This window comes from Salegentibacter sp. Hel_I_6, from assembly GCF_000745315.1.
Lineage (GTDB): Bacteria > Bacteroidota > Bacteroidia > Flavobacteriales > Flavobacteriaceae > Salegentibacter.
This window is the reverse complement of the sequence record NZ_JQNQ01000001.1, coordinates 2288846-2315043: the sequence shown is the minus strand read 5'-3', so window position 1 is coordinate 2315043 and position 26198 is coordinate 2288846. Positions and strand designations below refer to the sequence as shown.

Here is a 26198-nt window from a genome sequence, read left to right as displayed (position 1 = left end):
CTTATGGGGCAAAAAGTAGAATTGGCGTGTATTATTGACGATGACAAAATATACGTGAATCTTGTTAAGAAGATTATTGAAATTAAAAAACTATCAAAAAATCTTCTCATTTTTAAAAACGGCATGGAAGCCTTTGATCATTTTAAATTGATCCTGGAAAATGCTTCCGAAGAAAAACTTCCAGACATTATTTTTCTTGATATCAACATGCCGGTTATGGATGGCTGGGAATTTCTAAATGAATTTATTAAGATAAAGAATAACTTCGAAAAGAAAATCACGCTGTACGTAGTAAGTTCTTCCATAGATCCTAGAGATCTCGAAAGGGCAAAATCTTTTAACCTGGTTACAGATTATTTAATCAAACCAATAGAATTGAAGAAATTCGAGAAGATTTTTGACCGCAATGGTCATGCTGCTGCTTAGTTACTACTTTCTTTTGAGTCTTCCTCTTCTTTAGGGAAGGCACGCTTATTAAAAAGTAATAGTAAAATTACGCCTGCACTAATTGCGGTATCGGCTATATTGAAGACCGGCTCAAAGAATGTGAAATAATTTCCGCCCCAGAAAGGAATCCATTCCGGCAGATTTCCCTGCCATAACGGGAAATACAGCATATCTACCACCTTACCGTGAAATAAGGTGCCGTAGCCGCCTTGTGCCGGCATAAATTCAGCAACCTGGCCGTAACTATCGTTAAAGATAATTCCGTAGAAAACAGAGTCTATAATATTACCAAAAGCCCCTGCGAAGATTAAGGCTATTGCGGTTATTAAAATTCGGGAACCATTTTTTCTAACCGAATCCCATAACCAATAGCCAATACCAACAATGGCAACCAATCTAAAAAGGGTAAGAATTAACTTTCCATATTCCCCAGGAATTTTGGTTCCCCAGGCCATTCCTTCATTTTCCACAAATAAAATCCTGAACCAATCAAAAACCGGAACTTCCTCGCCAAGCGAAAAATTTGTTTTGATATAAAATTTTGAAATTTGGTCTATTAGAAGTACCAAAACGATAATAATACTCGCTTTTTTTAAGGACATGAACTCTGTGGAATTTAAAACGCCGCTAAAATACTAATATTATTTATTTTTTACCCGGCTAAAAATCAGCTTCTGATAAGCAATTTCTTAGGTTATTATTTATTTAAAAAAAACGTCCCAAAGCACTAGCAAAGGGACGCTATATTTTAAAATATTCAGTGAACATTTATTTCTGCATATTCTTAGCTTCTATACTTAAGGTAGCGTGCGGCACCAGTTTTAAACGCTCTTTTGCGATTAATTTCCCAGTTACACGGCATATTCCGTAGGTTTTATTCTCAATACGGTTTAATGCATTTTTGAGATCACGAATAAACTTTTCCTGTCTAATAGCTAATTGTGAGTTCGCTTCCTTACTCATCGTTTCACTACCTTCTTCAAAGGCTTTAAATGTGGGGGCGGTATCATCTGTACCGTTGTTTCCATCATTTTTATAAGCATTTTGATAGATAGCCAATTGCTCTTGCGCTCTTTCTATTTTGCCTTTAATCAGGGCCTTAAACTCAGCTAATTCGGCATCGCTATACCGTTCTTTTACTTCAGTTGCCATAATTCTAATGTTTTTTAATAAACATTTTAGTGGTAATATCGTCAAAAGCCACCTCGGCTCCTTCAGTTACCACCTCTGCAAATTCGAGACTTGCAGTTAATGTTTCATTCTTGATATAGGTTATATTTTGGTTAACGGCATCCTCGACAATACCGTCTCTTTGTAGGGTCACTTCAATGGTATCGGTAACTTCAAAACCAGAATCTTTTCTCATATTCTGTATTCTATTTACCAATTCCCTGGCAATTCCTTCCTTTTTTAATTCCTCAGAGATACTAACGTCTAAAGCTACGGTAATATTACCACTGCTTGCAACTAACCAGCCTTCAATATCCTGAGAAGTGATTTCCACTTCTTCAGAAGCTAATTTAATCATTTCTCCGTTAAGATTTATTGCAATATTTCCTTCTCGCTCTATCTTTGTAATATCTTCTGGAGTGAATTTATTTATCTCTTTGACTACCAGCTTCATATCCTTTCCAAATCTTGGGCCAAGAACCTTAAAATTTGGTTTTATTTGCTTCACCAGCAGTCCTGAAGCATCATCTATAAGCTGAAGTTCTTTTACATTTACTTCAGACTTTATCAAGTCTTCAACCGCCTGAATTTCTTCACGTTGCTCTTCGTCAAGCACCGGAATCATTACTCTTTGCAACGGTTGTCTTACTTTTATCATTTCCTTCTTTCTAAGCGATAAAACCAATGAAGAAATGGTTTGAGCTTTCTCCATTTTTCGTTCTAAAGACTTATCAACAAATTTCTCATCATACTTTGAAAATTCAGCCAAATGTACCGATTCAAAGTTTTCTTTTTGTGTACTCTTGTTTAAGTCTTTGTAAAGCCTATCCATAAAGAACGGCGCCACCGGTGCACCCAGTTTGGTCACTTCAACTAAACAGGTATAAAGTGTTTGATATGCTGAAATTTTATCTTGCTGATAATCGCCTTTCCAGAATCTTCTTCGGCTTAACCGCACAAACCAGTTACTAAGATTTTCCTGCACAAATTCTGAAATTGCCCGGGTTGCCCTGGTAGGTTCATAATCTGCATAGAATTTATCTACTTTCTCTATAAGTGTATGCAATTCTGAAAGTATCCAACGATCTATCTCGGGTCTTTCAGCTAAAGGCACATCCTCTTCTTTATAGGTGAAATTATCAATATTCGCATATAAAGTGAAGAATGAATACGTATTATAAAGTGTCCCGAAAAATTTACGGCGCACCTCAGCTATTCCTTCAATATCAAATTTTAGATTATCCCACGGGTTCGCATTGGAAACCATATACCAACGCGTAGCATCGGGACCAAAAGCTGCCAAAGTTTCAAACGGATCGGCGGCGTTACCCAAACGTTTAGACATTTTTTGTCCGTTTTTATCTAACACAAGTCCGTTAGAAACTACGTTTTTATAAGCTACATCATCAAAGATCATCGTAGCGATAGCGTGCAGGGTATAGAACCAACCTCTGGTTTGGTCAACGCCTTCGGCTATGAAATCGGCCTGACGTTCTCCTTCTTCTACTTTTTCCTTATTTTCAAATGGATAATGCCACTGCGCATAAGGCATAGAACCAGAATCGAACCAAACATCAATAAGATCTGCTTCGCGTTTCATTGGTTTGCCAGAATCTGAAACAAGCGTAATTTCATCAACCACGTTCTTGTGAAGATCTACCAGATCGTAGTTTTCTTCACTCATATTTCCGGGTTCAAAACCTTCAAAAATATCTTTATCCATAAAGCCGGCTTTAACCGACTTCGCCATTTCTTCTTTCAATTCTGCAATAGAACCGATAAGCTTTTCCTCTTTCCCTTCTTCGGTTCTCCAAATTGGCAACGGAATTCCCCAATAACGACTTCTGGATAAATTCCAGTCGTTTGCATTAGCCAACCAGTTTCCAAAACGACCCTCACCGGTAGACTTTGGTTTCCAGTTAATGCCTTTATTCAATTCATGCATGCGTTCCTTGAATTCGGTTACTTTTATGAACCAGGAATCCAACGGATAGTATAAAATAGGTTTATCGGTTCTCCAGCAATTTGGATAGCTGTGAACATATTTCTCTACTTTAAAAGCACGATTTTCTTCTTTTAGTTTTATAGCAAGTTCAACGTCTACAGATTTCTCTGGTGCCTGCCCTTCGTCATAATATTCGTTCTTCACATACTTCCCGGCAAATTCGCCCATTTCTGGTCTAAATTTCCCCTGAAGATCTACCAACGGAACAAGGTTTCCATTTTCATCTTTCACCAATAATGGCGGAACTTGCGGTGTAGCTTGTTTAGCTACCAGCGCATCGTCTGCACCAAAAGTTGGTGAAGTATGCACAATTCCGGTACCGTCTTCTGTAGTCACAAAATCTCCGGCAATTACACGAAAAGCATTTTCAGGATTTTCTGCAGGTAATGCATAAGGCAACAATTGCTCAAATTTTATCCCAACAAGATCCTTTCCTGTAAAAGTTTCCCCGATTAAAAATGGAATCTTTTTATCGCCTTCAGTATAAGCTTTAAGTTCCTCTTCGGTTTCAACTTGGGTAAACTTTTTATCAAATTGAGCCTTAGCCAGTGCCTTTGCAACCAAAATAGTGATTGGCTCAAAAGTGTACTGGTTATATGTTTTTACTGAAACATATTCGATTTTTGGCCCTACTGTTAAGGCTGTGTTGGAAGGCAAGGTCCAAGGGGTCGTGGTCCAGGCGATTAAAAATGCACCTTCCAGATCCTCTTTTACTGAAGCCGCTGAAGCATCAGTAATTTTAAACATCGCTGTTACCGTTGTATCGGTTACGTCCTGGTAAGTTCCAGGTTGGTTGAGCTCGTGTGAACTTAATCCCGTTCCCGCTTTCGGAGAATAAGGCTGGATGGTGTAGCCCTTATAAATAAGGTCTTTTTTATAAATTTCGGAAAGCAGCCACCAAACTGTTTCCATATATTTTGATTTATAGGTAACGTATGGATCTTCCATATCTACCCAATAGCCTATTTTTTCGGTAAGATCGTTCCACACATCAGTGTAGCGCATTACCGCATTTTTACAAGCTTCATTATACTTTTCTACAGAAATCTTGTTCCCAATATCTTCTTTGGTAATCCCCAGTTCTTTTTCTACACCAAGTTCTACCGGAAGACCGTGAGTATCCCAACCGGCTTTACGTTTTACCTGGTATCCTTTTTGGGTTTTATAGCGACAAAAAATATCCTTAATAGCTCGCGCCATTACGTGGTGAATTCCCGGAAGTCCGTTTGCAGAAGGTGGACCTTCAAAAAACACGAAAGGCTCCTTCCCTTCTCGGGTGGTTACGCTCTTTTCAAAAATATCGTTCTCTTTCCAGTAACTTAAGATTTCCTCAGCTACTTTTGGTAAGTCAAGTCCTTTATATTCAGGGAACTTATTGCTCATTTTTTCAAAATTTCCAATGAGTCGCGAAAATAATCAATTTTAAGAAAAGAGCGGGTTAGAAAAACGGAAAAAGCTAACCCAAAAGAAATTAAAAACTATACCGTAAAGCTAAAATTAAATTTCTACCGGCGGCGGCAATTCCGGAGGAATAAGTTCGGTATCGTTGGTCGGTGATATTTTCTAAAGAAGCCGTGGCAAGTAAATTTTTACTGAGTTCATATTGCCCCGTTAAGTTAATGGTGTACCAGGATGGTGAATAGGGATTTCCATTATCGTCTATGGCGTATAAATAGGCTTTGCCCTGTTCTGAAGGCGCAAGATCTTCATAATCGAATTGCCCATTATATTCAGCAAAAAGATCGAATTTCAGTCTTTTTTTGTGCCATATTAAATGTGTATTTCCAAATACAGGAGCTGCGTGGCGTAATGCCGCGGTAGAACCATCTTCCTGCTCTTCTTTTCCTTCAGTAATACTTATTTGGGAACTGAATCTTAGCGCAACAGATAGATCAATTTCTACTCCACTCTCAAAGCCATACACGTAGGCTTTTGCTGTATTTTGAATCGCCTGCACCCGGCTTGATTCTCCCTGGTAATCTATTTCGGTTTCTCCATTTAAATTGAAATCCCTGCGCACCATCGCATCGTTTAAATAAGTATAAAATGCAGTAGCGATAAAACTGATATTTTCTGCAGGTTTCCAGTCAAAACCAAGTTCGCTGCTGTAGGCATATTCTGGTTTTAAATCTGGATTTGGAACAACAACGGCACCGGGTTCAGAATCGAAAATTTTTCCTATATCATCAATATTTGGCGCTCTAAAAGCTGTAGAAAGATTTAATCGCCATCCAATAAACCTGTTTTGCTGCCAGTTAATTCCCGCGCTTCCTGTTAAGGCACCGGTATTAATATTGGCTTCCTGAAATGGAAAATCATATAAATTCTCATCAAATTCAGCATCTACCAGAATATGATTATATCGAAGTCCAGATTGAAAAGAAAGATTTTCTTTAATCTTCCATTGATAGGTAGTGTATGCCGCAAGAGATTGCCAGGTGGAACCATCTGGATATCGTGACGCAGTGATGTCTTCTTCTGCAGTTAAAATATTTTCTGCAAATCCTGTAGAATTTACTTTATTAAAAACATATTCAGCTCCATAAAATAACCGGCTCTCTTCAAAAGTCTTTTCAAAATCAAAATTAATTGAATAGGCATCTACATTTTCCCTGGTATTAAATAACAGGTCTTCTCCAAAATCTCGGTTGTGCCTGCTTTCTTCAAAAAATTGATAAGCAGCAGTCATCTGTGCTTTATCATATAAAGAACCATGACCTTTTTTATTGATCTTAAAATTACCCATAAACCATTCTTGAGGGCCATAATACCATTCTGCTGAACGCAACTGGCCATCCCGTTTTTGATAAAGCCTGTCAAATCTTGGAAAATCTGATGTGGTAGAATATATAAGGCCCAGGTTAAGGTCCCAGTCTTTATGCGGCATAAACTTTATCTTCTGCAATAAATTTATTTGTTCATAACCTGTGGGTTTTTGCACTTGCGCATCATCATTTGGAACTATTACATCTTCCCCATTTCTTCGCACTACATATTCGTTTCGTAAATATTCATCGGGGCCGTGAGATCCCATTCTCAAATCTCCAAAATCTGAATACGTAACACTGCTTAAAAATGCCCAGTTTTCCAATCCAATATTCACATCAGCATGTACGGTTTTTTCGTCATTGGCAGAAGCATAACGAGAATATGCACTACCGGAAACCGCAGCATTCTCACCAAATGAAAATTTTGGTTTTAAAGAATAGAAGTTCATTACACCACCAACAGCATCACTTCCATAAACTACCGAACCGGGACCAAGGATCACCTCAGTACTTTCAACCGCCAGCGGATCTATTGAGATTATATTTTGAAGATTTCCGCTTCTAAAAATTGCGGTATTCATCCTTACGCCATCTACCGTAATGAGAAGCCGGTTAGTTGAAAAACCACGAATAATTGGGCTTCCACCACCCATTTGACTTTTCTGAACAAAAACCTGCCCGCTGCTTTCCAAAAGATCGGCCGAAGTTTGCGGGCTGGCCATAATAATATCTCTCGCTGAAAAACTAACTATCTTTTGCGGAATTTCATCTTTATTCATTTCGAATTTAGCCACCGATAGTATGACCTGATCTAACTCGTTACCATCTCTTTTTAAATATACCCTATATTTATTCTGAATAATTTTAGCCTTCTTTATACTTCTATCAACATAGTTCACGTGTTTAAGATGAATAACCTCATCCTCGTCAAATGCTGAAATATTTGCCATCCCATCCAAATCTGTAAGCGTGCTCTTAGATTTTTCAGCATTGTATAAAACTACGCTTTCAAGAGGCTCATGACTCTCTTCGTCAAAAACTTGTACCTGCTGAGCGTAGATACTATTAACCATAAAAAAAAGGAGAATTACTCCTGTGATTATTCGCATTTAGCTAAAAATTTCGTTGAGTACAGCAAGTGATTTTGGTTTTTTGAATCCTTCAATATGCAGTTGATAATATAAGAGCAACATATTTAAAAAATTTGACCGGCTTTCCTGATTCAATTTCACTCCATTCAGGGCATCAAAATTTATGCCTAAGAACTGTCGTAAAATTTCGACATTTCGACCTTCAATACAATAATTATTTACACTACCTAGTTCAAAAACACCATCTAAAAGATTGAAATACGGTAAATCTTTTGAAGCAGCATCTGGATAGAAGCCAAGGAATCGGGTTAAATTCAATAAAAACAATAGATGAAAATTGGCAATTTTATCATGCAAATCCAGCCACATTAACGAGTTTTCAAGATATTCAAATAACCGCGGATTGGTTTCTTCCTCCTTAATTGCATTTTTTAAAACTTCAGCCAAAAACATAAGCATCGAGCCTTTAACCATATTGGTATGTAAACTGGAATAAGTATGCAAGACTTTGGCATCCTTGAGGTATTCCATTTTTCCCTGATTGCGGTGGTTCGCAACGATCTCTAACTGGGTAAGCAATTGAAACTGGGATGCTTTAAATTTTCCTTTTTTAGATTTAAGCACTCCTTTAAGCATATAGGTTTTTAAGCCGTCGCTGTAGGTATAAGCTTTTACGATCAAATCGGCTTCGCCATATTTCAACGCACTAATTACAATTGCCGGAGTAGTAATAAGCATTTTAGAAAAATATTTATTCCGAAGATAATTAAAAAAGGCCGCTAAAAGCGGCCTTAATTTATCGTTTTAATAAGTAATATTTACACTACTCCCTGGGCAAGCATTGCATCGGCTACTTTCACAAAACCGGCAATATTTGCTCCTTTTACGTAATCTATATAACCATCTTCTTCTTTTCCAAATTCTACACAACGATCGTGAATATCATTCATAATCTCGTGCAGCTTCTTATCCACTTCTTCTGAAGTCCAGTTGTAACGCATAGAATTTTGACTCATCTCTAATCCTGAAGTAGCAACCCCACCAGCGTTAGAAGCTTTTCCTGGAGAGAAAAGAATTTTTGCTTCTTTAAATACCTCTACAGCATCTGGAGTACAGGGCATATTAGCACCTTCGCCAACACACATACATCCATTATCCACTAATTGCTTAGCATCAGCTTTTTCAAGTTCATTCTGGGTAGCACAAGGAAGGGCTACATCACATTTAACTTCCCATGGCGTCTTTCCTTCAAAATATTTAGCTGATGAATATTCATCTACATATTCGCTAATTCTACCACGTCTTACATTTTTAAGATCCATGATAAACTGAAGTTTTTCTTCATCAATCCCATCTTCATCATAAATATAACCTCCAGAATCACTCATAGTTAAGATCTTCGCTCCAAATTCCAGTGCTTTTTCTGCAGCATACTGGGCTACATTTCCAGATCCAGAAACTACAACGGTTTTGCCTTCAAGAGAATCATCTTTTGTTCTAAGCATATTCTGTGCAAAATATACATTCCCATAGCCGGTAGCTTCAGGACGTATAAGAGAACCACCGTAAGAAAGTCCTTTCCCTGTTAAAATCCCGGTAAATTCATTTTGCAATCTTTTATATTGGCCAAACATATAACCAACTTCACGGGCACCAACTCCAATATCTCCAGCAGGAACATCTGTATTTGGGCCAATATGGCGATAAAGTTCTGTCATAAAACTCTGGCAGAAATGCATTACTTCATTATCAGATTTCCCTTTTGGATCGAAATCAGAACCTCCTTTTCCACCACCCATAGGTAAGGTGGTAAGACTGTTTTTAAATACCTGCTCAAAAGCAAGGAATTTTAGGATACTGAGATTTACGGAAGGATGAAAACGCAATCCACCTTTATAAGGCCCAATTGCAGAATTCATTTGAATTCTAAAACCACGATTTACCTGAATATTTCCTTTATCGTCTAACCAGGAAACCCTAAACATAATTACTCGTTCCGGCTCTACCATACGCTCCAGTAACTCCATGTTCTGATACTTTTTATTCTTTTCTATAAAGGGAATAATGGTCTCAGCAACCTCATGTACTGCCTGCATAAATTCAGGCTCATTTTGATTTCTTTGCGATACTTTATCCAGAAAATCTTGTATATTTTGTTCCATATTGTGTAATTCTACAAATAGTTTATAATAAAAACTGTGTTTTGTATTACAAATATATGGGTTCTATAAAAAACGACCTCAAATATTTCTAGTTTCATATAAAATTAACGTCTTTATTTTATCGCTCTATGCCTGGGCACGAAACTATAATTTTTTGTTAAACAAGATTTTATATATTTGTTGCTCGCCCCAAGCCTGAATTAATGCACACTTACAAGAAAATTTTAGTTTTTTTAGTTTTTATTTTGCTATTTCAGGTAAAGACATATTCTCAATTTGGGATTGCTCATGAAATTGCGGTTAAGGCTGGCCCAGCCTCATTTTTTACCGATTACGGCGAACGTTGGAATGTAAGAAACAACCTTAATAACGCAGGCTACGGAATAGGTATTTCACATTATATGAATTTCGCCTATAAAACTGACTGCCATTACTCTCAAGCCGCTTCATTTTTTACAAATCATTTTAGAATTAGAACAGAGCTGGACTATTTTTATTCCAAACTGGAACATTATGGCCCCGTAGCCAGACAAAAGACAATTGGCGGACAGTTGTTAAGAGCAATGCACGGGGAGAGTGAAATTATTGAGGGTGGCTTACATCTTGAGTATCACCCCTTTAGAATTAGGGATTTCACTCATTCTGGCTACATGTTTTCTCCATATATAAGTTTGGGCGGTCACTTTGTTTCCTACAAGCCCGATGCTTATTCTGATTTAGGACCACTAACCGAGCAAAACAACGTATTTCCAACCTTTGTGGGGGGAATGGATTTTGAACGCGGCAGCACCTATTCTATAATTGGCGGGCTTGGTGTTCGTTACCGATTAGGTTTTAGACACGATCTTCTCATTGAAGCTCGTGGACAATATTATGGTAGCGACTGGATTGACGGACTAAATATTAATGCGCCTCAAAATAAATTTAACGATTATATCTTTTGGGTAAATGTCGGCTATGTTTATTATATCAATTTTCAATAGCCTCGGCAGTAATAATCCTACCTCCTAAATCTTTTAATTCTGCTTTAGTTTTTTCAAAATCTTCAGCGTTTAGCGCTCGTGTAGCATCTTCTATTATTGTAGCCTTAAAACCTTCTTTAATTGCATCTTTAGCGGTGAAGTGCACACAAATTTCAGCTGCAAGTCCGCAGAAATAAAGATCTTCTGCATTCTTCTCTTTTAAATACCCAGAAAGGCCTGTAGATTTTAAATGCTTGTTATCATAAAAAGCGCTATAACTATCAATTTCAAGACTGGTTCCTTTTCTAAAAATTGCTTCAATTTTAGCAGTTTTCAAATCTTTATGAAACTCTGCGCCTTCGGTATTTTGAACACAATGTTCCGGCCACATCACTTGTTCAATTCCATTTAGATCAATAGTTTCAAATTCACTTTTTCCTTTATGACTACTGGCAAAACTGGCGTGGCCGTTTGGATGCCAATCCTGGGAAGCGATCACCAGATCAAATTTCTCCTGAAGTTTGTTTATTATCGGAACAATTTCATCTCCATTAGGAACCGAAAGGGAACCACCGGGCATAAAATCGTTTTGTGGATCTACAATAATTAGCGTTTTCATAAATCTTATTTTTGGTAAGAAGCAATTAATTTATCCCGTTCTGCTTTTAAAGCCTCTGTAATCCCCACCTTATAAATATGCGGATTATTAAAGCGTTTATATTCTATTGAAAGCTCTGCAAGCCTGTTTTTACTGTATTCAGCAATTTCCTGAAGGGATTTATGCTCTAATTTATTTTCTCCATTTTCCATTACTGGCTGAAGTAAGGGTTCTTTTTGTAATTCCCCAATTCGCATCTGCTTATAAGGCTCAAAGGGATGTATCATATTTTCAATATCATTTTCTTCAAAAAGAGCTATTAGATCGGCTCCAACGCAATTTCCTTCAGCATCCCTTAAACGATACACTTGTTTTTTATGCGGAAGCGTCACCTTAACTATGCTTTCAGAAATTTTAATTCTTGGTTTCCCGTGAGAATAAGCCAATTTATAAACCCCGTCTAAAGCGGCATCGGGACTTCCAATAACAAGGTTGGTACCCACGCCAAAAACATCTATCCTGGCGCCTTGTTCCAGCAAACTTTTTATCACATTTTCTTCTAATTGATTAGAAGCTGCAATTTTCACATAATCAAGTCCGGCCTCGTCCAGCATTTTCCTGCTTTGTTTAGAGAGATAAGCTAAATCTCCACTATCAAGCCTAATAGCCATTAATTTTTGACCGCGCTCCTCCATTTCCTTTGCGACTGTAATCGCATTTGGCACACCGCTTTTAAGCGTATCGTAAGTATCTACTAACAACACACAATCTTTTGGTCTTCCTTCAGCGAAATCTCTAAATGCGGTGATTTCCTCATCATAACTTTGAATAAAAGAGTGCGCCATAGTTCCTGAAACCGGAATATCAAAATCCCGTCCGGCAATTACGTTGCTCGTCCCATTAAAACCGCCAACAATAGCAGCGCGGGTTGCATAGTACCCTCCAGGTCCCTGTGCCCGTCGCAAACCAAAATCTAATAAAGTGCGCTCTCCAGAAACCAATTTTATCCTACTCGCCTTTGTTGCAATTAAGGTTTGAAAATTGAGTAAATTCAGTAAAATAGTTTCAATTATTTGCGCTTCAATGATATTAGCTTCCACCTGCAAAACAGGCCGGGTAGGAAAAACCAAGTCTCCTTCCTGAACCGAATTAATATTTCCGTGGAATTTAAAATCTTTTAGATATTCCAGGAAATCATCATCAAAATCTTGCTTTTTAAGATATTCGAGGTCTTTATCGCTAAATTTTATGTTTTCAATGATCTCCAATAGATCCTGAAGTCCGGCAAAAATGGCGTAGCCACCATTAAAAGGAAGTTTTCTAAAATAATAGTCAAATATTGCGGTGTAATCTTTTTGGCCTTTTTTAAAATATACCTGCGCCATCGCCAGTTGATACTGGTCGGTATAAGTAGCTGAAAAATTTAGCATAGCTTTTAGTTAGTTTAAACTTCGTCAAGCATCGCTTCATAAATCTCAAGATCTGCTTCACTGAACAAAACAAATTTAAGCTTTTGCAGGTGTTTAAGCTTTGGGATTTCGGCTAAAATTGTATTAAAACTGATCCTGGTCGCTTCTTGTATAGGATAACCAAAGACTCCGGTAGAAATAGCCGGAAAAGCTACAGACTTCACCTGTTTCTTTTCTGAACACTTCAACGCATTCTTATAGCAATTTTCCAAAAGCTTATCCGCCGGATTATCCTGACCGTAGACCGGCCCCAGGTTAAACAATTACCATACTTTGAGAAATAATATGAGGCCCTTTTAAAAAAACACGTACCCGAAAAAAACACCTAATTCCAAGTTAGGTACCCAAAAATGATTTTAAAAAAATTAGGCTGATAGAGCTTAACCTCTAAAGTCCCCGATTAGGAAAGACTTTTAAACAAAAAAACCAGCCTTTTTTAAGACTGGTTTCTTCTATTTTGCTCCCCCTCTTGGGCTCGAACCAAGGACCCTCTGATTAACAGCCGCGAAAATGGTGTTTCAGATAATTTCATTTAGCTTCTTATGTATTGATATTCAATATTTTACAACTTTTTCCTTGTCATTTAGTTTTACAATATTTACCTTTATTTGCCCATTTGTTGTACCTATGTTGTACCCAATTTAAGCCGCATGATTACTATAAAAATTGTACAGAGAACAAAGAAATTAACCGATGGGTTGTACCCAATCTTCTTGCGTGTGACCAAAGATCGGCAAACTAAATATTATAAAACCCCATTTAGTTCAGAGATTTCCGAATGGTCAGCTTCAACAGGAACCTTTAACAAAAAGATGAAAAATCATTTTCAGTATAATCGGTTACTGGTAAAAATTAAGGATCGGGCATACCAGGTAGCATCGGAAATTGAAATTCAAAATCCTGACTATACACTTGAAGATTTTGATAAGCTTTATAGAGTTACCTTCAATCCGGTAAAAAATGATGTCTTTGCCTTCTTTGATGAAATAGTTGAGGAAATGACCTATGCTGGTCGTGTAGGAAATGCGAAGTCTTATAAGGATACCAAAACCTCGGTGCAAATATTTCATAAGAGTAAAAAACTTAGTTTTCGGGAAGTTAACTCTACCTTTTTGAGCAAATATGATGCGTTCTTAAGGTCCAGAGGTGGAACCGATGGAGGTGTTGGCGTAAAGATGAGAGCTATAAGGGCATTGTTCAACAAAGCAATAGAGCGCGGTATTGTTAAAGAAAGCTTATACCCATTTAAAAAATATAAGATTTCAGGTTTGAGAGGCAAAGGTTTTAAACGTGCCCTGGATTTTGAAGAAATAATGCGCATTGTCAATGTGGATCTGAGTAAGCATCGGCATTTAATTGATACCAGAAATTACTTTGTTTTTAGTTTCTATACCCGGGGAATGAACTTTGCCGACATGATGGGTCTGGAATGGAAAGATGTGGAGAAAAATGTTATTTATTACACCAGGGCTAAAACCAAAGGAAATTTCTCAATTGCTATAATGCCCCCGGTAAGAGAAATTCTTGATTATTATCGAATTAATGGGTATGGGAATAAATATGTATTTCCATTACTGTATCGTGAAAATTACACTCCTACCCAACTTGCAGATCGAAAACATAAAATGTTAGGGATCTACAATAAAAATCTAAAGGAACTGGCTACAATTTGTGAGATCACAAAAAATGTTAGCAGTTATGTGGCCCGGCATAGTTTTGCTAATTGCCTTAAACAAAAAGGTGTGGCTACTGATGTGATTAGCGAATCTTTAGGACATCAAAACCTAAGTGTAACCCAAGCATATTTAAAAGAATTAGATACTCAGGTTGTTGACAAAGCTCTTGAAGTATTGTTGTAATGGTACTATATCCAGATCTCATTTAAAATGGAAGTATAGATTTATATTTTTTAATTACTTCTTATTATGTAAGACAAATTCCATAAGACTTTATAATTAAGCATTTTTGATTCATCCTGATACTTCATTCTGTAATTCCTGTTTTAAATTCAAAGAGGATTTCCTGGGCCAAATCAAGATCCCAATCTTCCTGGCTAGCCCAATTCTTTAAAAAATCGGAGGAGGCAGGTGATGAGGTATGTCTTTCAAGGATTTCCAGTACTCTTTTTTTCAGCCTTTCTGAAGCATTAAGATACTTGCGGGCATTTCTCCCCAAGACACGAGCAGCTATTTTTAACTTTCCTGTTTCATCTAATTCCCTTTTCGGAAAAACATCATTATGTTCTTCCAGAATTTCATCAAAATTATAATCAAAATAATGCTTAATTATCTTTAAGATATCCCCCGGGTCCTGGCCCCGGTCTTCAGGCCTGTCACTCCAGGCTACCAGTTTTAAAATAATCATTCCCGGGAGCGGAGGAATTTGTACTAATTTTTCGTCTATATACACCTCCCGCGAATCTTCCAATACTTCCTTAAGGCCAACAACGTGAAGATCTATTTGGCGTTTATCAAAATTCTGGGTGAATTCCTGCTCAATTTCTCCAAAGGGAAGCACATCTATTACAGAATTAAAGGCTTTATTATAAAAGGTCCAAGGAGCTTTTACTTTTGTAAAATTTTTCTCCTCCAGGCCTTTGGTGATTTTTTTATAATCCTCACCTGAAGAAATCATAACCGCAAAATCGATATCCTTGGTACCCCGGCTGGGTTTAATGCCCTCTTTTAATAATTCCAGCGCAATGGCATTAACGCCGATTAAGTAATAAGGGATCTTCTGCTTTTGCATTATCTCATCGATAATTTCAAAAACCTCCTTAAAATAAGGGATAGCAAGTTCTTTATAGGACTGGTTGGATGTACTCATCAAAAATCTTTTGTGCGGTTTCCCGGCAACGTTTGTCTTCTTTTAGAATTAGATCGGCATAGACCAGGAAAGGAGGGGCAACAGCACCAAAATCTCCCTTCCAGAATTTTTCATAAACAAATAATTTTCCTTCAGCATTAGGTCTAAGGCTATAATTTTTCATCAGGTTTACTGGAGACTCGTTGCTATACAATATGAATTCTTCCGGCCTTAAATAACCGGTAAGTAAATCGCCTGCAGGCTCTCCTCCCCAATGGGTTTCTCCCTGATTTAATTTGAGATTTTGCCAATCTTCCCTTAGTTCATAACGCGCCCGGAATAATTTAGGTTTCAGTTGTTGTTCATAATCGTTAATCCAGCGATCTAATAAAGCCTTTCGATCTTCCCAGAGATAATTGTTTTTGTGAGCGATTAAATAGCCTTCCTCTTTCAAGGTTTTAATTACTTTAGGCACGGTACCCAGACTTACTCCACTTTTTTCTGCTATGGTTCTTTGCCTGGCATTTACTAACTCAGGATCAATTAAAAAACTAAAAACCAGTTTTAGCCCTGTTTTAGTATAAGCTTTTTTGCTGCTGCTTTTTTCTGTTTTTAAAGGCTTATTGGTATCGATAAAGACATAAATTCCATCATCTAAGATAAATATATTACCATTCTCTTCCAGGTAAGTTATCCTTTCTTCCTGCAAGCGTTTTTTTATCGCCGGATGTAATCTTCCCGCTACCAGCATAAAATTCTCATATTCCTGCTTTCTCTCTAAAAGCTGGGGGATTTGATGTTGGCGTAACTCCTTTTTGATTTCTATTACTAATCTAAGTGGAGGCCGATAAGGAAAATGCAAAGTGATTTCCCCATCCAACTTTTTCCCTTGTTCAAAATGACCATAGATATGCCTAGGATCTTCCAGATTTTTCAAAGCATTGTAAACGATCTCTGTTTCCATCTGTTCACGTTTTTTCTTTGTTCACGATTCGTGAACAGCGTAAATTTATGAACAAATATACATATTCCAATCTGTTTTATACTCTTAAAAGTAACGATATCATAAAATTGCAATGACCTTCATCTTCCATAAGCAGCTGATTTAAGAAAACAAATTTAGGAGGCAATGAAAAGAAAATCTAGTTTCCATTGTTGAAAACACAAGTTTTCAATTTTGAAATGTAATTGGGAAGTATTTCTAATATTTCTTCTGTTTAATTATGTGAAATTTACGAAATTAGAATTCCTACAGTAAAAATGAAATTAAAGCAAAAATTATGGATAAGGACTTATGGGAAGAAATATGTTTTATTCTAACCGAGACAATTCCTTCTAACGTATCTGAACAGGTCTACGAAAACAAAGTTATTAGGATTTTTGAAAAATTAGGATGGAGTCAATACAAAAAAGAGTTATCAGTGCGGGAATCTATTCAATTTGGCGCTGCAAATCGTATGTGTCCCGATATTATTATTCGGAATGAAAAATCTGAAGCTGTTTGTGTAGTCGAAATCAAAAAACCATCTGAAGATTTAAATTTCTCCGGACACGTAAATCAACTATCTTCATATATGAGGATGCTCAGAGTGCCAGTTGGAATCCTTATTGGTGATAGGTTTAAAGTTTTTACTGAAAAACCAAGATCTAGGGCAAATGAAATTCACCTTATAGAAGAAATTCCTTTGAAAAAATCATCTGATAAAGGCGTAAAGTTTGTGGAATCTTTTAAAAAATCTGAAAGCACGAACAACTTCATTGAAACCTATATAAAAGATGGATTAACAAAATATAATGAAAAACAAAAGGTAAAGGAGATTGAAAATAGAATAAGTCTACGTGGGTTTAATGATGAAATTTTCGAATTGGTAAGGGAAAAGCTGACTGAAGTTTACGATTCTGATTTAGTAGATAGTGTATTAGAAAACTACGAACTTCAGATCAAATCGAAGAATCAAATTTCTTATGATAATGAAAAGCTTTCTTCTATAGTATTAAAACGCTCTCAATTCAACTACAATGAATTAAATTCCAAAAGAACTAAAGATGGATTAAAGATTGGAGCATATGTACAGAAGACCTTCAGGGAGTTGTTTACAAACAATAAATTAAATTCCAACGATATCCATGCACTATTAAGTCCAGATTATTCTAAGAGGGTCTTAAACTCAGGCTATCCTGTTTTGAGAAAAAAATCTCAAGGTCGGGCTGATCATACCGGAAGAAACAGGTATTACAAGGACATATATGGAGAAGAGTACTTTTTAAGTGCACAATGGAATGAATCACATTGGGATCTGTTTGAAATTTGGTTAAAGGAGGTTAACCGGAGGTGATTGCTATAATTTAAATGTTGTCTAAAAAAATACCTTTCAGAAGAGTATAAGCCTACTTAGCTCTTTTCGATATAGAAGAATTTTGTTGGACAATGGATTGCTTTTTTAAAAGAGAATTTCGGAAAAAAGACCTTATTATTTGTTGTATTGAAAGGTTAGCTATATTTAGAAAAACATTTGAATATGACCTCCCACCATAACCCCTGGCTCTCCTTAGCTGCGGATAATAATAGACTAAGCTTTATTTTACCAAAAGAACAAGCATTAATTGCAAAGTTCAACACCAAGGTTTCGGCAACATATAGAGTCCATGAAAATATATTTCCAGCCCCCTTTATGGGAGATGTACAAACTGCTCCTATTTTAATCTTGATGTTAAATCCGGGATATGATGAAAAGGAAGATACCGGTGGAACTAATTATTACAAAACCTATGAAAGTTGGTGGATGCAACAAATACAACATCAACTTCCTTTTCCCGATTTACCTTTGTTTTGTGTTGAGGAAGAGTATAGAAAAAAATCGGACTATTGGTATAATAAATTAATGCCATTAATAAATGCTACAAGCGCTGAAAAAGTGGCTCAAAAAATAGCGAAAGTGCAGTTCTTTCCATATCATTCAATCAAGTATAAAGCTCTTTATAAGAGGTTAATAAAAGAAGAAGGTTTTAATTCCTATTTGCCCAGCCAGGAATATAATTTTGAACTGGTAAGACAAGCTATTGAAAGAAATGCTGAAATTATAATACCCCGCAGCAAGAAGTTTTGGTATAAGGCTATTCCTGAACTGGAAGAATATTCTCATATACATTTCACCAAAAATTACCGAAATCCAATCCTGTCTGTAAAAAATTTAGGAGTAAATTCATTTAATGTGATATGTAATAAACTTCATTATTAACATTTCTATAAGAATTCCTATATTTACTACCAATTCCTGCTACGCCCTACCGTAGATTATAATGTGAGAATTAAAATACTCACAATCTTTAATTTAAAAATTCATATTAAATGGCAGATTGTGTACAATGCGGTGCATTTACAAAATTTAATGGAGGACTATGTCTAAAATGTTATAAAAATGGACAGGTTGCAGTTGCAGTAGAGAATGAGGAAAGTGATGTTGATGAGGCAGACTATATAATTGGTGGTTTATCTGAAAGAGATAAACGCTACCGTTATAATATGATTAAAGGCCGGATAGCCGAAACATTAATACAGGAACTTTTTCTCAGTTTAGGCTATAATGTATTTCGTTATGGAATGGAAAATACTATTCCCGGAATTATGGATCTCTTAAAAAATGTAAGATCAGATGTTGCTCAGGATATAAGAAGAATGCCAGATTTTGTAATTCAAAACCCCAAGGACAATAAAGTTTATTTTATTGAAGTCAAATTTAGGGCAAGCGGTGAGTTCAAAAAGAAAGATCTACCAAAAGATTATCCTTATCAAAATGCTTACATTATACTAGTGTCCAAATCTCATATAAAATGTATAACTGTTGATGAATTAAATGAAGGAAAAGAGATAACACCAAAATCAAAAAACTGGCTTGGAAGAAGAGAAGAGTTCGGCCTTGATAAAGAGGTCATAATTGATTTTTGCAAATTCGCCGTTCAATTTTTTCAAGGTGTCTAAATAAGTAAACTAATGTCAAAATTTTCTTTTCTTCAAAACTCATACCCGGAACTATTCAAGGTAAGTATATTATCAGAGAAACTTATTCATATTGACCCCAGTTCTTCATTAGCAAAATCCAGGCTATTTTCCGAAAAAATGGCTGCTATTATTTGGGAATTCGAAGGATTGGATGGATTTGAAGGAACACAGGTAGACAGAATAAATCAACTTTTTTATAGGAATATTATTCCAGAGATTATAAAAGACTTGTTCCATATTATTCGGAAATCAGGGAATAGGGCAACGCACCATGGTAATAGTTCAAATAAGGAAGCGCTCTTTGTTCTGAAAAAATGTTTCCAACTTTCCAGGTGGTTTTATGAAACTTATGAAAACGATTATCTAGAGCCAGAAGAATATGCTTTACCCGTTCAGGAAGAGCAGAAATCGGTTGAAAAACTGGAAGAGGAACTTAACCTCTTATCCGAAAAAGTAAAAGATTATCAAAATAAGATAGCATCTTTAAATGCTTCGCCAGAAGTGGTTGAAGAGCGAAAAGAACGATCGGAGCGTGTTGCAAATAATCTTCAGAAATCAGAAGCAGAAACCAGGGAAATTATAGATGAAAAGCTTCGTGAAGCCGGCTGGGAATGTAACACCGAAGAATTAAACCATAAGAAAAACAAAACCCTTCCTCAAAAAGGAAGGAATATAGCAATTGCAGAATGGCCTTGTGCCGGAAAGTGGGCAGATTATGCCCTTTTTGTTGGAACTAAATTGTATGGAATTGTTGAAGCGAAGAAGTATGCTTCCGATATATCAACAGATCTTCACCAATCTAAAATATATGCTGGATGTATTGAAGAGCATCCGGAGATACAGTTATTGGGCACTTGGGATAACTTAAATGTTCCATTTCTTTTTTCTACTAATGGCCGCTCATTTTTAGAACAACTAAAAACAAAAAGTGGAATTTGGTTTCTGGACGTAAGAAATAACAGGAATCATGCAGAGGCTCTTCGTGGGTGGTTCTCTCCTAAAGGTTTGGTAGATTTTTTTAATCGAGATGTTGAGAATGCAAACAGAAAGCTTCAGGAGAGTGAGTATGATTATTTGCAAAGTAAAACTGGGCTAAGTCTGCGAGATTATCAAATTGATGCAATTAAGGCAATTGAGAAGAAAATTGTAAAACAACCGGAAGAGAAAAGAGCGTTGCTGGTAATGGCTACAGGGACCGGAAAAACCAGAACTGTTTTAGGGCTAGCCTATAGATTTATTAAATCTAATCGATTTAAAAGAATATTATTTTTAACTGACAGAAGATTACTCGCTAATCAGGCAATAAGTGGGTTTAAGGATAACAAAATAGAAAACCTGAACACCTTTGCGAATGTGTACCAGATCGAAGATCTCAAAACGAATATACCCGACGATGTTACCCGCCTTCATTTTGCCACAGTCCAAAGTATGGTAAAAAGACTTTTCTATAATGAAAATGATCCTTTGCCTATTGACACTTATGACTGTATTATTATTGATGAAGCACACAGAGGATACAACCTGGATAAAGAAATTGATGAGGACGATCTTCATTTTAAAGATGAACAAGATTATGTAGGGCAATATAAAAGAGTGATTGAGTATTTCAATGCTTATATTATAGGTCTAACTGCTACCCCTGCCCTTCACACCAAACAAATTTTTGGAGATCCGGTTTATAGTTATTCTTACAGGGAAGCAGTTATAGATGGATTTCTTGTTGACCACGAACCTCCATACCTTATTAAGACAAAATTGAGTGAAGAAGGAATTCTTTGGAAAAAAGGTGATAAACCAAAAGCATACAACCCTGAATCTAATAAAATAGAAGAACTGGCAGAACTGGAGGACGAGCTTCATATTGAAATTGAACAGTTCAATAAACTGGTAATTACAGAATCTTTTAATCGGGAGATTGCAAGAAGCCTGGTGCAGGAACTGGATCCTGAAGGTGATGAAAAAACTTTAATTTTTGCCGTTAGAGATAGCCACGCCGATCTTATTGTGCGATTACTTTATGAAGAATTTGCTGCTATTGGCGTTGATGTACCAATAGATGCAATTGCAAAAATAACCGGAAACACATACGATCCGGAAGATTTAACCAAACGATTTAAAAACGAAAAATTTCCTACTATAGGTGTAACTGTAGATCTGCTTACCACGGGTATAGATGTGCCCAACATTACCAATCTAGTATTTATTAGACGAGTTCGCTCACGTATTTTATTTGAACAAATGCTTGGCCGGGCCACGCGTTTAGCGCCGGACATTGATAAACAATTTTTTAGAATTTACGATGCAGTAAGGGTTTATGAAGCCCTTGAGGGTTATACCCAAATGAAAACGGTTTCCAATCCGCAGATATCTTTTAAAAAGCTGGTGGAGGAGCTGGATTATATCGAAACTCCAGATCGAGCCGAAAAACAATTGCAACAAATCATTGCCAAACTACAGCGAAAAAAGAATAAGTTACGCGATCATAGTCTTGAAGAGTTTATGTATCTATCAAAAGGAGATTCCCCGGAGGAATTAATTGAAGCTCTAAAACAAGTTGAGGGTGAACAGGTACAAAGAGTAGTGACTGAATATTCAGGATTATGGAATTTTCTGGATTCTAAGATCTTTCAACCGAAATTTCAGTTAGTTTCTGACCACAAGGACGAAGTTCTTGGAATTGAAAGAGGTTATGGAAAAGCAAAAAAGCCTGAAGACTATATTGAGGATTTCAGAAGCTTTATTAAGGATAACCGTAATAAACTTTCTGCACTGGAAATTATTTGTACGAAACCGGCTGATCTGGACCGCAAATCCTTAAAGGAATTGAAAATTGCATTAGACCAGGAAGGATATAATGCACGCACCTTGAGCACTGCCTGGAAGTCCACTAAGAATGAAGATATTGCTGCAGATATAATTTCCTTTATTAGAACAATGGCTTTAGACACAGACCTTGTAAGCCACGAACAACGAATAAAAAATGCAGTCGAAAAAATAAAAATGATAAAGAACTGGAATAAAATCCAGCTAAAATGGATAGAACGTTTTGAAGCCCAACTTTTAAAGGAAACGGTTTTAACAAAACAGGATCTGGATAAGGATCCATTTAAAAGAGACGGTGGTTACAAACGTCTCGATAAAATATTTGAAAACAATTTGGATCAAATATTAGAAGAATTAAACGAAAGTCTTTATACTGCTTAAATAATCTTCTAATTTCACAACCATACAATCTCACAATTTATAAATGAGCTCACAAGAAATAGCAAATAAACTCTGGAAACTTTGTAATGTATTAAGGGATGACGGGGTAACCTATCACCAGTACTTAAATGAATTAACCTATATATTATTTTTAAAATTATCTGAAGTTAAAGGATTCGATGAACATCTTCCGGAAGAATATCACTGGAAAAGTTTTGTAAATGAACCCGATAATAATGAAGCTTTTTTACGCTACCGCAAATTTCTGGCTGAGATAAGTAGTAAAACCAGTAGCGATAGTATCAAAGAAATTTATGCTGATGCTTCCACTAGTTTAAGAAAGCCAGTAAATTTTGACACCCTTGTACAGGCAATTGATAAGATTGACTGGTATGAAGAGAATGAGCGGGATGCTATGGGGGATATTTACGAAACCCTTTTAGAAAAAAATGCCGGCGAGAAAAAAAGTGGAGCAGGACAGTATTTTACTCCACGTCCATTGATTAATGTTATGGTCGATCTGTTGGTTCCAAAATTAGGAGAAAAATGGAACGATCCTGCAGCAGGAACTTTTGGCTTCATGATTTCTGCAGATCACTATTTACGGACAAAAAATGACGATTACTATAAACTTTCCGATAAAGAAAGAAAGTTCCAGGAGGAAGAAGCTTTTAGCGGAGTAGAACTGGTAGGCGATGCCCACCGTCTTGCCTTGATGAATGCCCGACTGCACGGAATGGAAAGTAAAATCTATCTGGCAGATACCTTAACAGAATTTGGAAAAAGCCTTAAGAATTTTGACGGGGTGTTAGCAAACCCCCCATTTGGAACTAAAAAAGGTGGGGAGCGACCTTCGAGGGATGATTTTACTTTTCCCACCAGTAACAAGCAGCTAAACTTTTTACAACATATTTATCGTAGCCTGAAAAAAGATGGGAAAGCCCGGGCAGCAGTCGTGTTGCCTGACAATGTGCTTTTTGAAGATGGAGATGGCCAAAGGATTCGCCGTGATTTAATGGATAAATGTAATGTACATACTATACTAAGATTACCAACAGGGATCTTTTATGCCGCAGGGGTTAAAACCAATGTTCTCTTTTTTACTCGTGGTACTACCGAAACAGGGAACACCAAAAATGTTTGGTTTTACGATATGCGAACTAACGTTCCAAATTACGGAAAACGTACCCCATTTACCGAAAAAGCTTTTGAAGAATTTATAAAGGCTTATACCGGCGGAACTGGTTTTGATGAAGTAGAAGAAAAGTACGACGGGCTAATAAGCGAGAAAAAACGTGAGAAAATTAAGGATGAACGCTGGAATAAAATTTCCCGGGAAACTATAGCTAAAAAGAACGACAGCCTTGATTTAGGTTTAATTGCGGACAGCAGTATTAGCAATGGAGAAGATTTAGGAGAACCTGTAGAAATAGCCGAAGAGGCCCTGGCGGAAATCCAGAATATAACAAAGCAGTTGAATGCCATGATAAAGGAGTTGAGTTGATGGAAAAAGAATTGCCGAAAAATTGGATTGAATCAAAATTAGATAAGGTAGTTACTTCAAAAAAAGGTAAGAAACCGAAAACCCTAATGGATTCAGAGTTTAAAAATTCTGTACCGTATTTAGATATAAGGGCATTTGAGAAGAATGAAATTCGACGATATGCAGATATACCATCTTCAAGAATAATTAAGGAGAATCAAATTGGAATTGTGTGGGATGGAGCAAGAAGCGGTTGGGTCACGAAAGGTAAGTATGGTGCCGTTGGATCCACTATTGCTATCCTTGATCCAATCGGAGTAAACGAAAACTATCTTTTAAAGTTTTTAGAATCTAAGTTTGATTTTTTAAATACAAATACCAGAGGTACCGGAATACCTCACGTGGATCCTAAAATACTATGGGATATAGATATTCCTCTTCCTCCTCTTCCCGAACAAAAACGAATAGTAGCCAAACTGGATAAGCTTTTCGAGCAGCTGGATGTCATTAATAATAGTTTAGAAAAAATCCCTGTATTGCTTATGAATTTTCGGCAGCAGGTGCTTACTCTGGCGGTGACCGGGAAGCTGACCAAATCTGAGGTAGAGAAAAAAGAATTAGGCTCTCTGTTAATTGAAGTAAAGTATGGCACTTCCAAGAAATCAAGACCTGATGTAGAAGGAACTCCCGTGTTGAGAATACCCAATATACAAGATGGGGAAATTTATGATGAAGATTTAAAGTATACGAAGTTAGATAAAAAGGAATTTGAAAAAGTTAAGTTACTTCCTGGAGATGTTTTAATTATAAGGTCTAATGGAAGTGTTTCATTAGTAGGTAAATCTGCTATTGTTAGGAAAAAGCACGAAAATTTTTCCTATGCAGGTTATCTGATACGTTTGAGGTGCAAAAATTTTTTAGATCCGGAATTTTTGAATTACTCCCTCCAGAGTAATTTTCTACGAAGCCAAATTGTTAATACTTCACGGTCTACAAGTGGAGTAAATAATATAAATAGTAGCGAGATTAAAAATTTAAAGATTTTGCTTCCTCCTATTGAGGATCAAAAGCTAATTGTTAAAAAAGTACAGGAGCTTTTCTCAAATGTCGATGGCATACAACAGAAATACAATTTATTGAAAAATAAAATAGAAAATCTTCCCCAATCGATTTTGCATAAAGCCTTTAAAGGAGAGTTGGTGCCGCAATTGGAGAATGATGGAGATGCGAGGGAATTGTTGGAGGAGATTGATTTACAGACAAAAAATATTGAAAAGAAAGTTTCTACGCGCCGTAAAGCAATGAAAAATTTCACTAATGAATATGGTGTGACCAACGAAAAACAAAATATAGCTGCTGAGACTGAAAAGAATTACAAAGAATAATAAATGGACAACGCTACAGCAACATTTGATATAGTCACTATACGGAAATCCGTTCAAAAATTAGAAAACTTTCATCCCGTGCTAGTCAAACATTTACTGGAGGGAGACCAGCGAAAAGAGTTTACGCGTTTGGACAAAACTGCAGGAGTGTACGCGTTTTGGTGGGTTGGAGATTCAACGCTATTAAAGAAGAAAATAAATGAGCAACGGTACAAATTAAAAGGACCGGCAAACCGGGAAGATTTAATACCAATAAAAATCTGTAAAGATTGGCTGGAAGCCGCTACTATAAATAATAGAATTTGTCTCTATGTCGGAAAAACTACGAATTTAAACCAAAGAATATCTGGCCATTTACGCTATACTGTTAAAGATATTTGGACCGATAGAAATGGTGAAAATAGAACAAAAGAGCCATTTTCATTTGAGAGAAAACCAAATACTGTTAGTCAACTTAGGATTGGCCTGGAACGAATTTTTCAGGATCATTCTCTGGATTATATTAAAACCCACATTGCAATTTCCTGGCTGGAGCTTGAGGATAATGAAAAAGTGAATAATGCTGTTAATAGATTCTATATAGAAGATAAAATGGTGGCAGATCTTTTCCCGATTTTTAATGTTGATGTGGAGAGGTAAACTTCGTTTA

21 protein-coding genes are annotated in these 26198 nt (G+C 36.5%); 10 read left to right on the top strand and 11 right to left on the bottom strand.

Going from position 1 to position 26198, the window contains the following annotated elements:
- Window positions 1-3: 3 nt before the first annotated feature.
- A complete protein-coding gene (locus FG27_RS10175) occupies window positions 4-426 on the top strand; it encodes a response regulator (protein ID WP_037318671.1) in 423 nt (140 codons plus the stop codon).
- On the opposite strand, the gene FG27_RS10170 is transcribed toward FG27_RS10175, so the two are convergent.
- The 6 genes from FG27_RS10170 to gdhA all read right to left on the bottom strand — a co-directional run bounded on the left by FG27_RS10170 (window position 423) and on the right by gdhA (window position 9643).
- Window positions 423-1049 carry a lipoprotein signal peptidase gene (locus tag FG27_RS10170; RefSeq protein WP_037318668.1) on the bottom strand — a complete coding sequence of 209 codons (627 nt, stop codon included), beginning with the start codon at window positions 1047-1049 and terminating at the stop codon, window positions 423-425. The genes FG27_RS10175 and FG27_RS10170 overlap by 4 nt on opposite strands.
- A 166-nt stretch (window positions 1050-1215) precedes the next feature.
- Complete coding sequence (locus FG27_RS10165) at window positions 1216-1599, bottom strand: TraR/DksA C4-type zinc finger protein (protein WP_037318666.1); 384 nt, start codon at window positions 1597-1599, stop codon at window positions 1216-1218.
- A gap of 4 nt (window positions 1600-1603) precedes the next feature.
- Window positions 1604-5005 carry an isoleucine--tRNA ligase gene (gene ileS / locus FG27_RS10160; RefSeq protein WP_037318664.1) on the bottom strand — a complete coding sequence of 1134 codons (3402 nt, stop codon included), beginning with the start codon at window positions 5003-5005 and terminating at the stop codon, window positions 1604-1606.
- Between the two features lie 88 nt (window positions 5006-5093).
- Window positions 5094-7499, bottom strand: a complete 2406-nt coding sequence (locus FG27_RS10155; protein WP_037318662.1) for a TonB-dependent receptor — start codon at window positions 7497-7499, stop codon at window positions 5094-5096.
- Entirely contained in the window at window positions 7500-8219 is a 720-nt protein-coding gene (gene recO / locus FG27_RS10150) for a DNA repair protein RecO (RefSeq protein WP_037318659.1), read from the bottom strand.
- 80 nt (window positions 8220-8299) lie between these two features.
- Entirely contained in the window at window positions 8300-9643 is a 1344-nt protein-coding gene (gdhA, locus tag FG27_RS10145) for an NADP-specific glutamate dehydrogenase (RefSeq protein WP_037318656.1), read from the bottom strand.
- A 203-nt stretch (window positions 9644-9846) separates the two neighbouring features.
- Between gdhA and FG27_RS10140 the strand changes: the two genes are divergently transcribed.
- Window positions 9847-10626 (top strand): hypothetical protein, encoded by a 780-nt coding sequence (locus tag FG27_RS10140; RefSeq protein WP_037318654.1) that lies wholly within the window; start codon window positions 9847-9849, stop codon window positions 10624-10626.
- Here FG27_RS10140 and pncA read toward each other — a convergent pair.
- From pncA to FG27_RS10125, 3 genes are read right to left on the bottom strand one after another with little or no spacing between them, the layout of a single operon-like run.
- Window positions 10613-11224: a bifunctional nicotinamidase/pyrazinamidase gene (gene pncA, locus FG27_RS10135; protein ID WP_037318652.1), complete on the bottom strand. Its 612-nt coding sequence runs from the start codon at window positions 11222-11224 to the stop codon at window positions 10613-10615. The two genes, FG27_RS10140 and pncA, sit on opposite strands and share 14 nt — an antisense overlap.
- A gap of 5 nt (window positions 11225-11229) precedes the next feature.
- Window positions 11230-12633 carry a nicotinate phosphoribosyltransferase gene (locus FG27_RS10130; RefSeq protein ID WP_037318650.1) on the bottom strand — a complete coding sequence of 468 codons (1404 nt, stop codon included), beginning with the start codon at window positions 12631-12633 and terminating at the stop codon, window positions 11230-11232.
- A gap of 14 nt (window positions 12634-12647) precedes the next feature.
- Complete coding sequence (locus FG27_RS10125; protein ID WP_051935819.1) at window positions 12648-12935, bottom strand: macro domain-containing protein; 288 nt, start codon at window positions 12933-12935, stop codon at window positions 12648-12650.
- A 387-nt stretch (window positions 12936-13322) separates the two neighbouring features.
- On the opposite strand from FG27_RS10125, the gene FG27_RS10120 reads away from it, so the two are divergent.
- Window positions 13323-14531 (top strand): site-specific integrase, encoded by a 1209-nt coding sequence (locus FG27_RS10120; RefSeq protein WP_037318648.1) that lies wholly within the window; start codon window positions 13323-13325, stop codon window positions 14529-14531.
- 124 nt (window positions 14532-14655) lie between these two features.
- On the opposite strand, the gene FG27_RS10115 is transcribed toward FG27_RS10120, so the two are convergent.
- Window positions 14656-15498: a hypothetical protein gene (locus tag FG27_RS10115; protein ID WP_037318646.1), complete on the bottom strand. Its 843-nt coding sequence runs from the start codon at window positions 15496-15498 to the stop codon at window positions 14656-14658.
- On the bottom strand, window positions 15473-16441 hold the full coding sequence (locus FG27_RS10110) for a type IV toxin-antitoxin system AbiEi family antitoxin (protein ID WP_037318644.1): 969 nt from the start codon (window positions 16439-16441) through the stop codon (window positions 15473-15475). The genes FG27_RS10115 and FG27_RS10110 overlap by 26 nt, the downstream gene beginning before the upstream one ends.
- Before the next feature lie 316 nt (window positions 16442-16757).
- Between FG27_RS10110 and FG27_RS10105 the strand changes: the two genes are divergently transcribed.
- The 7 genes from FG27_RS10105 (at window position 16758) to FG27_RS10075 (ending at window position 26188) form a co-directional block, all read left to right on the top strand.
- Window positions 16758-17813, top strand: coding sequence for a type I restriction enzyme HsdR N-terminal domain-containing protein (locus tag FG27_RS10105; protein WP_037318641.1), 1056 nt, complete (start codon window positions 16758-16760; stop codon window positions 17811-17813).
- A 183-nt stretch (window positions 17814-17996) separates the two neighbouring features.
- Window positions 17997-18716: a hypothetical protein gene (locus FG27_RS10100; RefSeq protein WP_037318639.1), complete on the top strand. Its 720-nt coding sequence runs from the start codon at window positions 17997-17999 to the stop codon at window positions 18714-18716.
- Window positions 18717-18826: 110 nt separating this feature from the next.
- Window positions 18827-19456, top strand: a complete 630-nt coding sequence (locus FG27_RS10095; RefSeq protein ID WP_037318637.1) for a hypothetical protein — start codon at window positions 18827-18829, stop codon at window positions 19454-19456.
- A 12-nt stretch (window positions 19457-19468) separates the two neighbouring features.
- Window positions 19469-22681 carry a type I restriction-modification system endonuclease gene (gene hsdR, locus FG27_RS10090; RefSeq protein WP_037318634.1) on the top strand — a complete coding sequence of 1071 codons (3213 nt, stop codon included), beginning with the start codon at window positions 19469-19471 and terminating at the stop codon, window positions 22679-22681.
- Window positions 22682-22724: 43 nt separating this feature from the next.
- Window positions 22725-24185, top strand: coding sequence for a type I restriction-modification system subunit M (locus tag FG27_RS10085; protein WP_037318632.1), 1461 nt, complete (start codon window positions 22725-22727; stop codon window positions 24183-24185).
- Window positions 24185-25549 (top strand): restriction endonuclease subunit S, encoded by a 1365-nt coding sequence (locus FG27_RS18675; protein WP_051935818.1) that lies wholly within the window; start codon window positions 24185-24187, stop codon window positions 25547-25549. Before FG27_RS10085 ends, FG27_RS18675 begins: the two co-directional genes overlap by 1 nt.
- Window positions 25550-25552: 3 nt before the next feature.
- On the top strand, window positions 25553-26188 hold the full coding sequence (locus tag FG27_RS10075) for a GIY-YIG nuclease family protein (protein WP_037318630.1): 636 nt from the start codon (window positions 25553-25555) through the stop codon (window positions 26186-26188).
- Window positions 26189-26198 lie beyond the last annotated feature (10 nt).

Excerpts from the sequence above, each read along its gene's own strand:
- FG27_RS10175 (WP_037318671.1), top strand. The coding sequence starts at position 4 with ATGGGGCAAAAAGTAGAATTGGCGTGTATTATTGACGATGACAAAATA.
- FG27_RS10170 (WP_037318668.1), bottom strand. The coding sequence starts at position 1,049 with ATGTCCTTAAAAAAAGCGAGTATTATTATCGTTTTGGTACTTCTAATA.
- FG27_RS10165 (WP_037318666.1), bottom strand. The coding sequence starts at position 1,599 with ATGGCAACTGAAGTAAAAGAACGGTATAGCGATGCCGAATTAGCTGAG.
- ileS (WP_037318664.1), bottom strand. The coding sequence starts at position 5,005 with ATGAGCAATAAGTTCCCTGAATATAAAGGACTTGACTTACCAAAAGTA.
- FG27_RS10155 (WP_037318662.1), bottom strand. The coding sequence starts at position 7,499 with ATGCGAATAATCACAGGAGTAATTCTCCTTTTTTTTATGGTTAATAGT.
- recO (WP_037318659.1), bottom strand. The coding sequence starts at position 8,219 with ATGCTTATTACTACTCCGGCAATTGTAATTAGTGCGTTGAAATATGGC.
- gdhA (WP_037318656.1), bottom strand. The coding sequence starts at position 9,643 with ATGGAACAAAATATACAAGATTTTCTGGATAAAGTATCGCAAAGAAAT.
- FG27_RS10140 (WP_037318654.1), top strand. The coding sequence starts at position 9,847 with ATGCACACTTACAAGAAAATTTTAGTTTTTTTAGTTTTTATTTTGCTA.
- pncA (WP_037318652.1), bottom strand. The coding sequence starts at position 11,224 with ATGAAAACGCTAATTATTGTAGATCCACAAAACGATTTTATGCCCGGT.
- FG27_RS10130 (WP_037318650.1), bottom strand. The coding sequence starts at position 12,633 with ATGCTAAATTTTTCAGCTACTTATACCGACCAGTATCAACTGGCGATG.
- FG27_RS10120 (WP_037318648.1), top strand. The coding sequence starts at position 13,323 with ATGATTACTATAAAAATTGTACAGAGAACAAAGAAATTAACCGATGGG.
- FG27_RS10115 (WP_037318646.1), bottom strand. The coding sequence starts at position 15,498 with ATGAGTACATCCAACCAGTCCTATAAAGAACTTGCTATCCCTTATTTT.
- FG27_RS10110 (WP_037318644.1), bottom strand. The coding sequence starts at position 16,441 with ATGGAAACAGAGATCGTTTACAATGCTTTGAAAAATCTGGAAGATCCT.
- FG27_RS10105 (WP_037318641.1), top strand. The coding sequence starts at position 16,758 with ATGGATAAGGACTTATGGGAAGAAATATGTTTTATTCTAACCGAGACA.
- FG27_RS10100 (WP_037318639.1), top strand. The coding sequence starts at position 17,997 with ATGACCTCCCACCATAACCCCTGGCTCTCCTTAGCTGCGGATAATAAT.
- FG27_RS10095 (WP_037318637.1), top strand. The coding sequence starts at position 18,827 with ATGGCAGATTGTGTACAATGCGGTGCATTTACAAAATTTAATGGAGGA.
- hsdR (WP_037318634.1), top strand. The coding sequence starts at position 19,469 with ATGTCAAAATTTTCTTTTCTTCAAAACTCATACCCGGAACTATTCAAG.
- FG27_RS10085 (WP_037318632.1), top strand. The coding sequence starts at position 22,725 with ATGAGCTCACAAGAAATAGCAAATAAACTCTGGAAACTTTGTAATGTA.
- FG27_RS18675 (WP_051935818.1), top strand. The coding sequence starts at position 24,185 with ATGGAAAAAGAATTGCCGAAAAATTGGATTGAATCAAAATTAGATAAG.
- FG27_RS10075 (WP_037318630.1), top strand. The coding sequence starts at position 25,553 with ATGGACAACGCTACAGCAACATTTGATATAGTCACTATACGGAAATCC.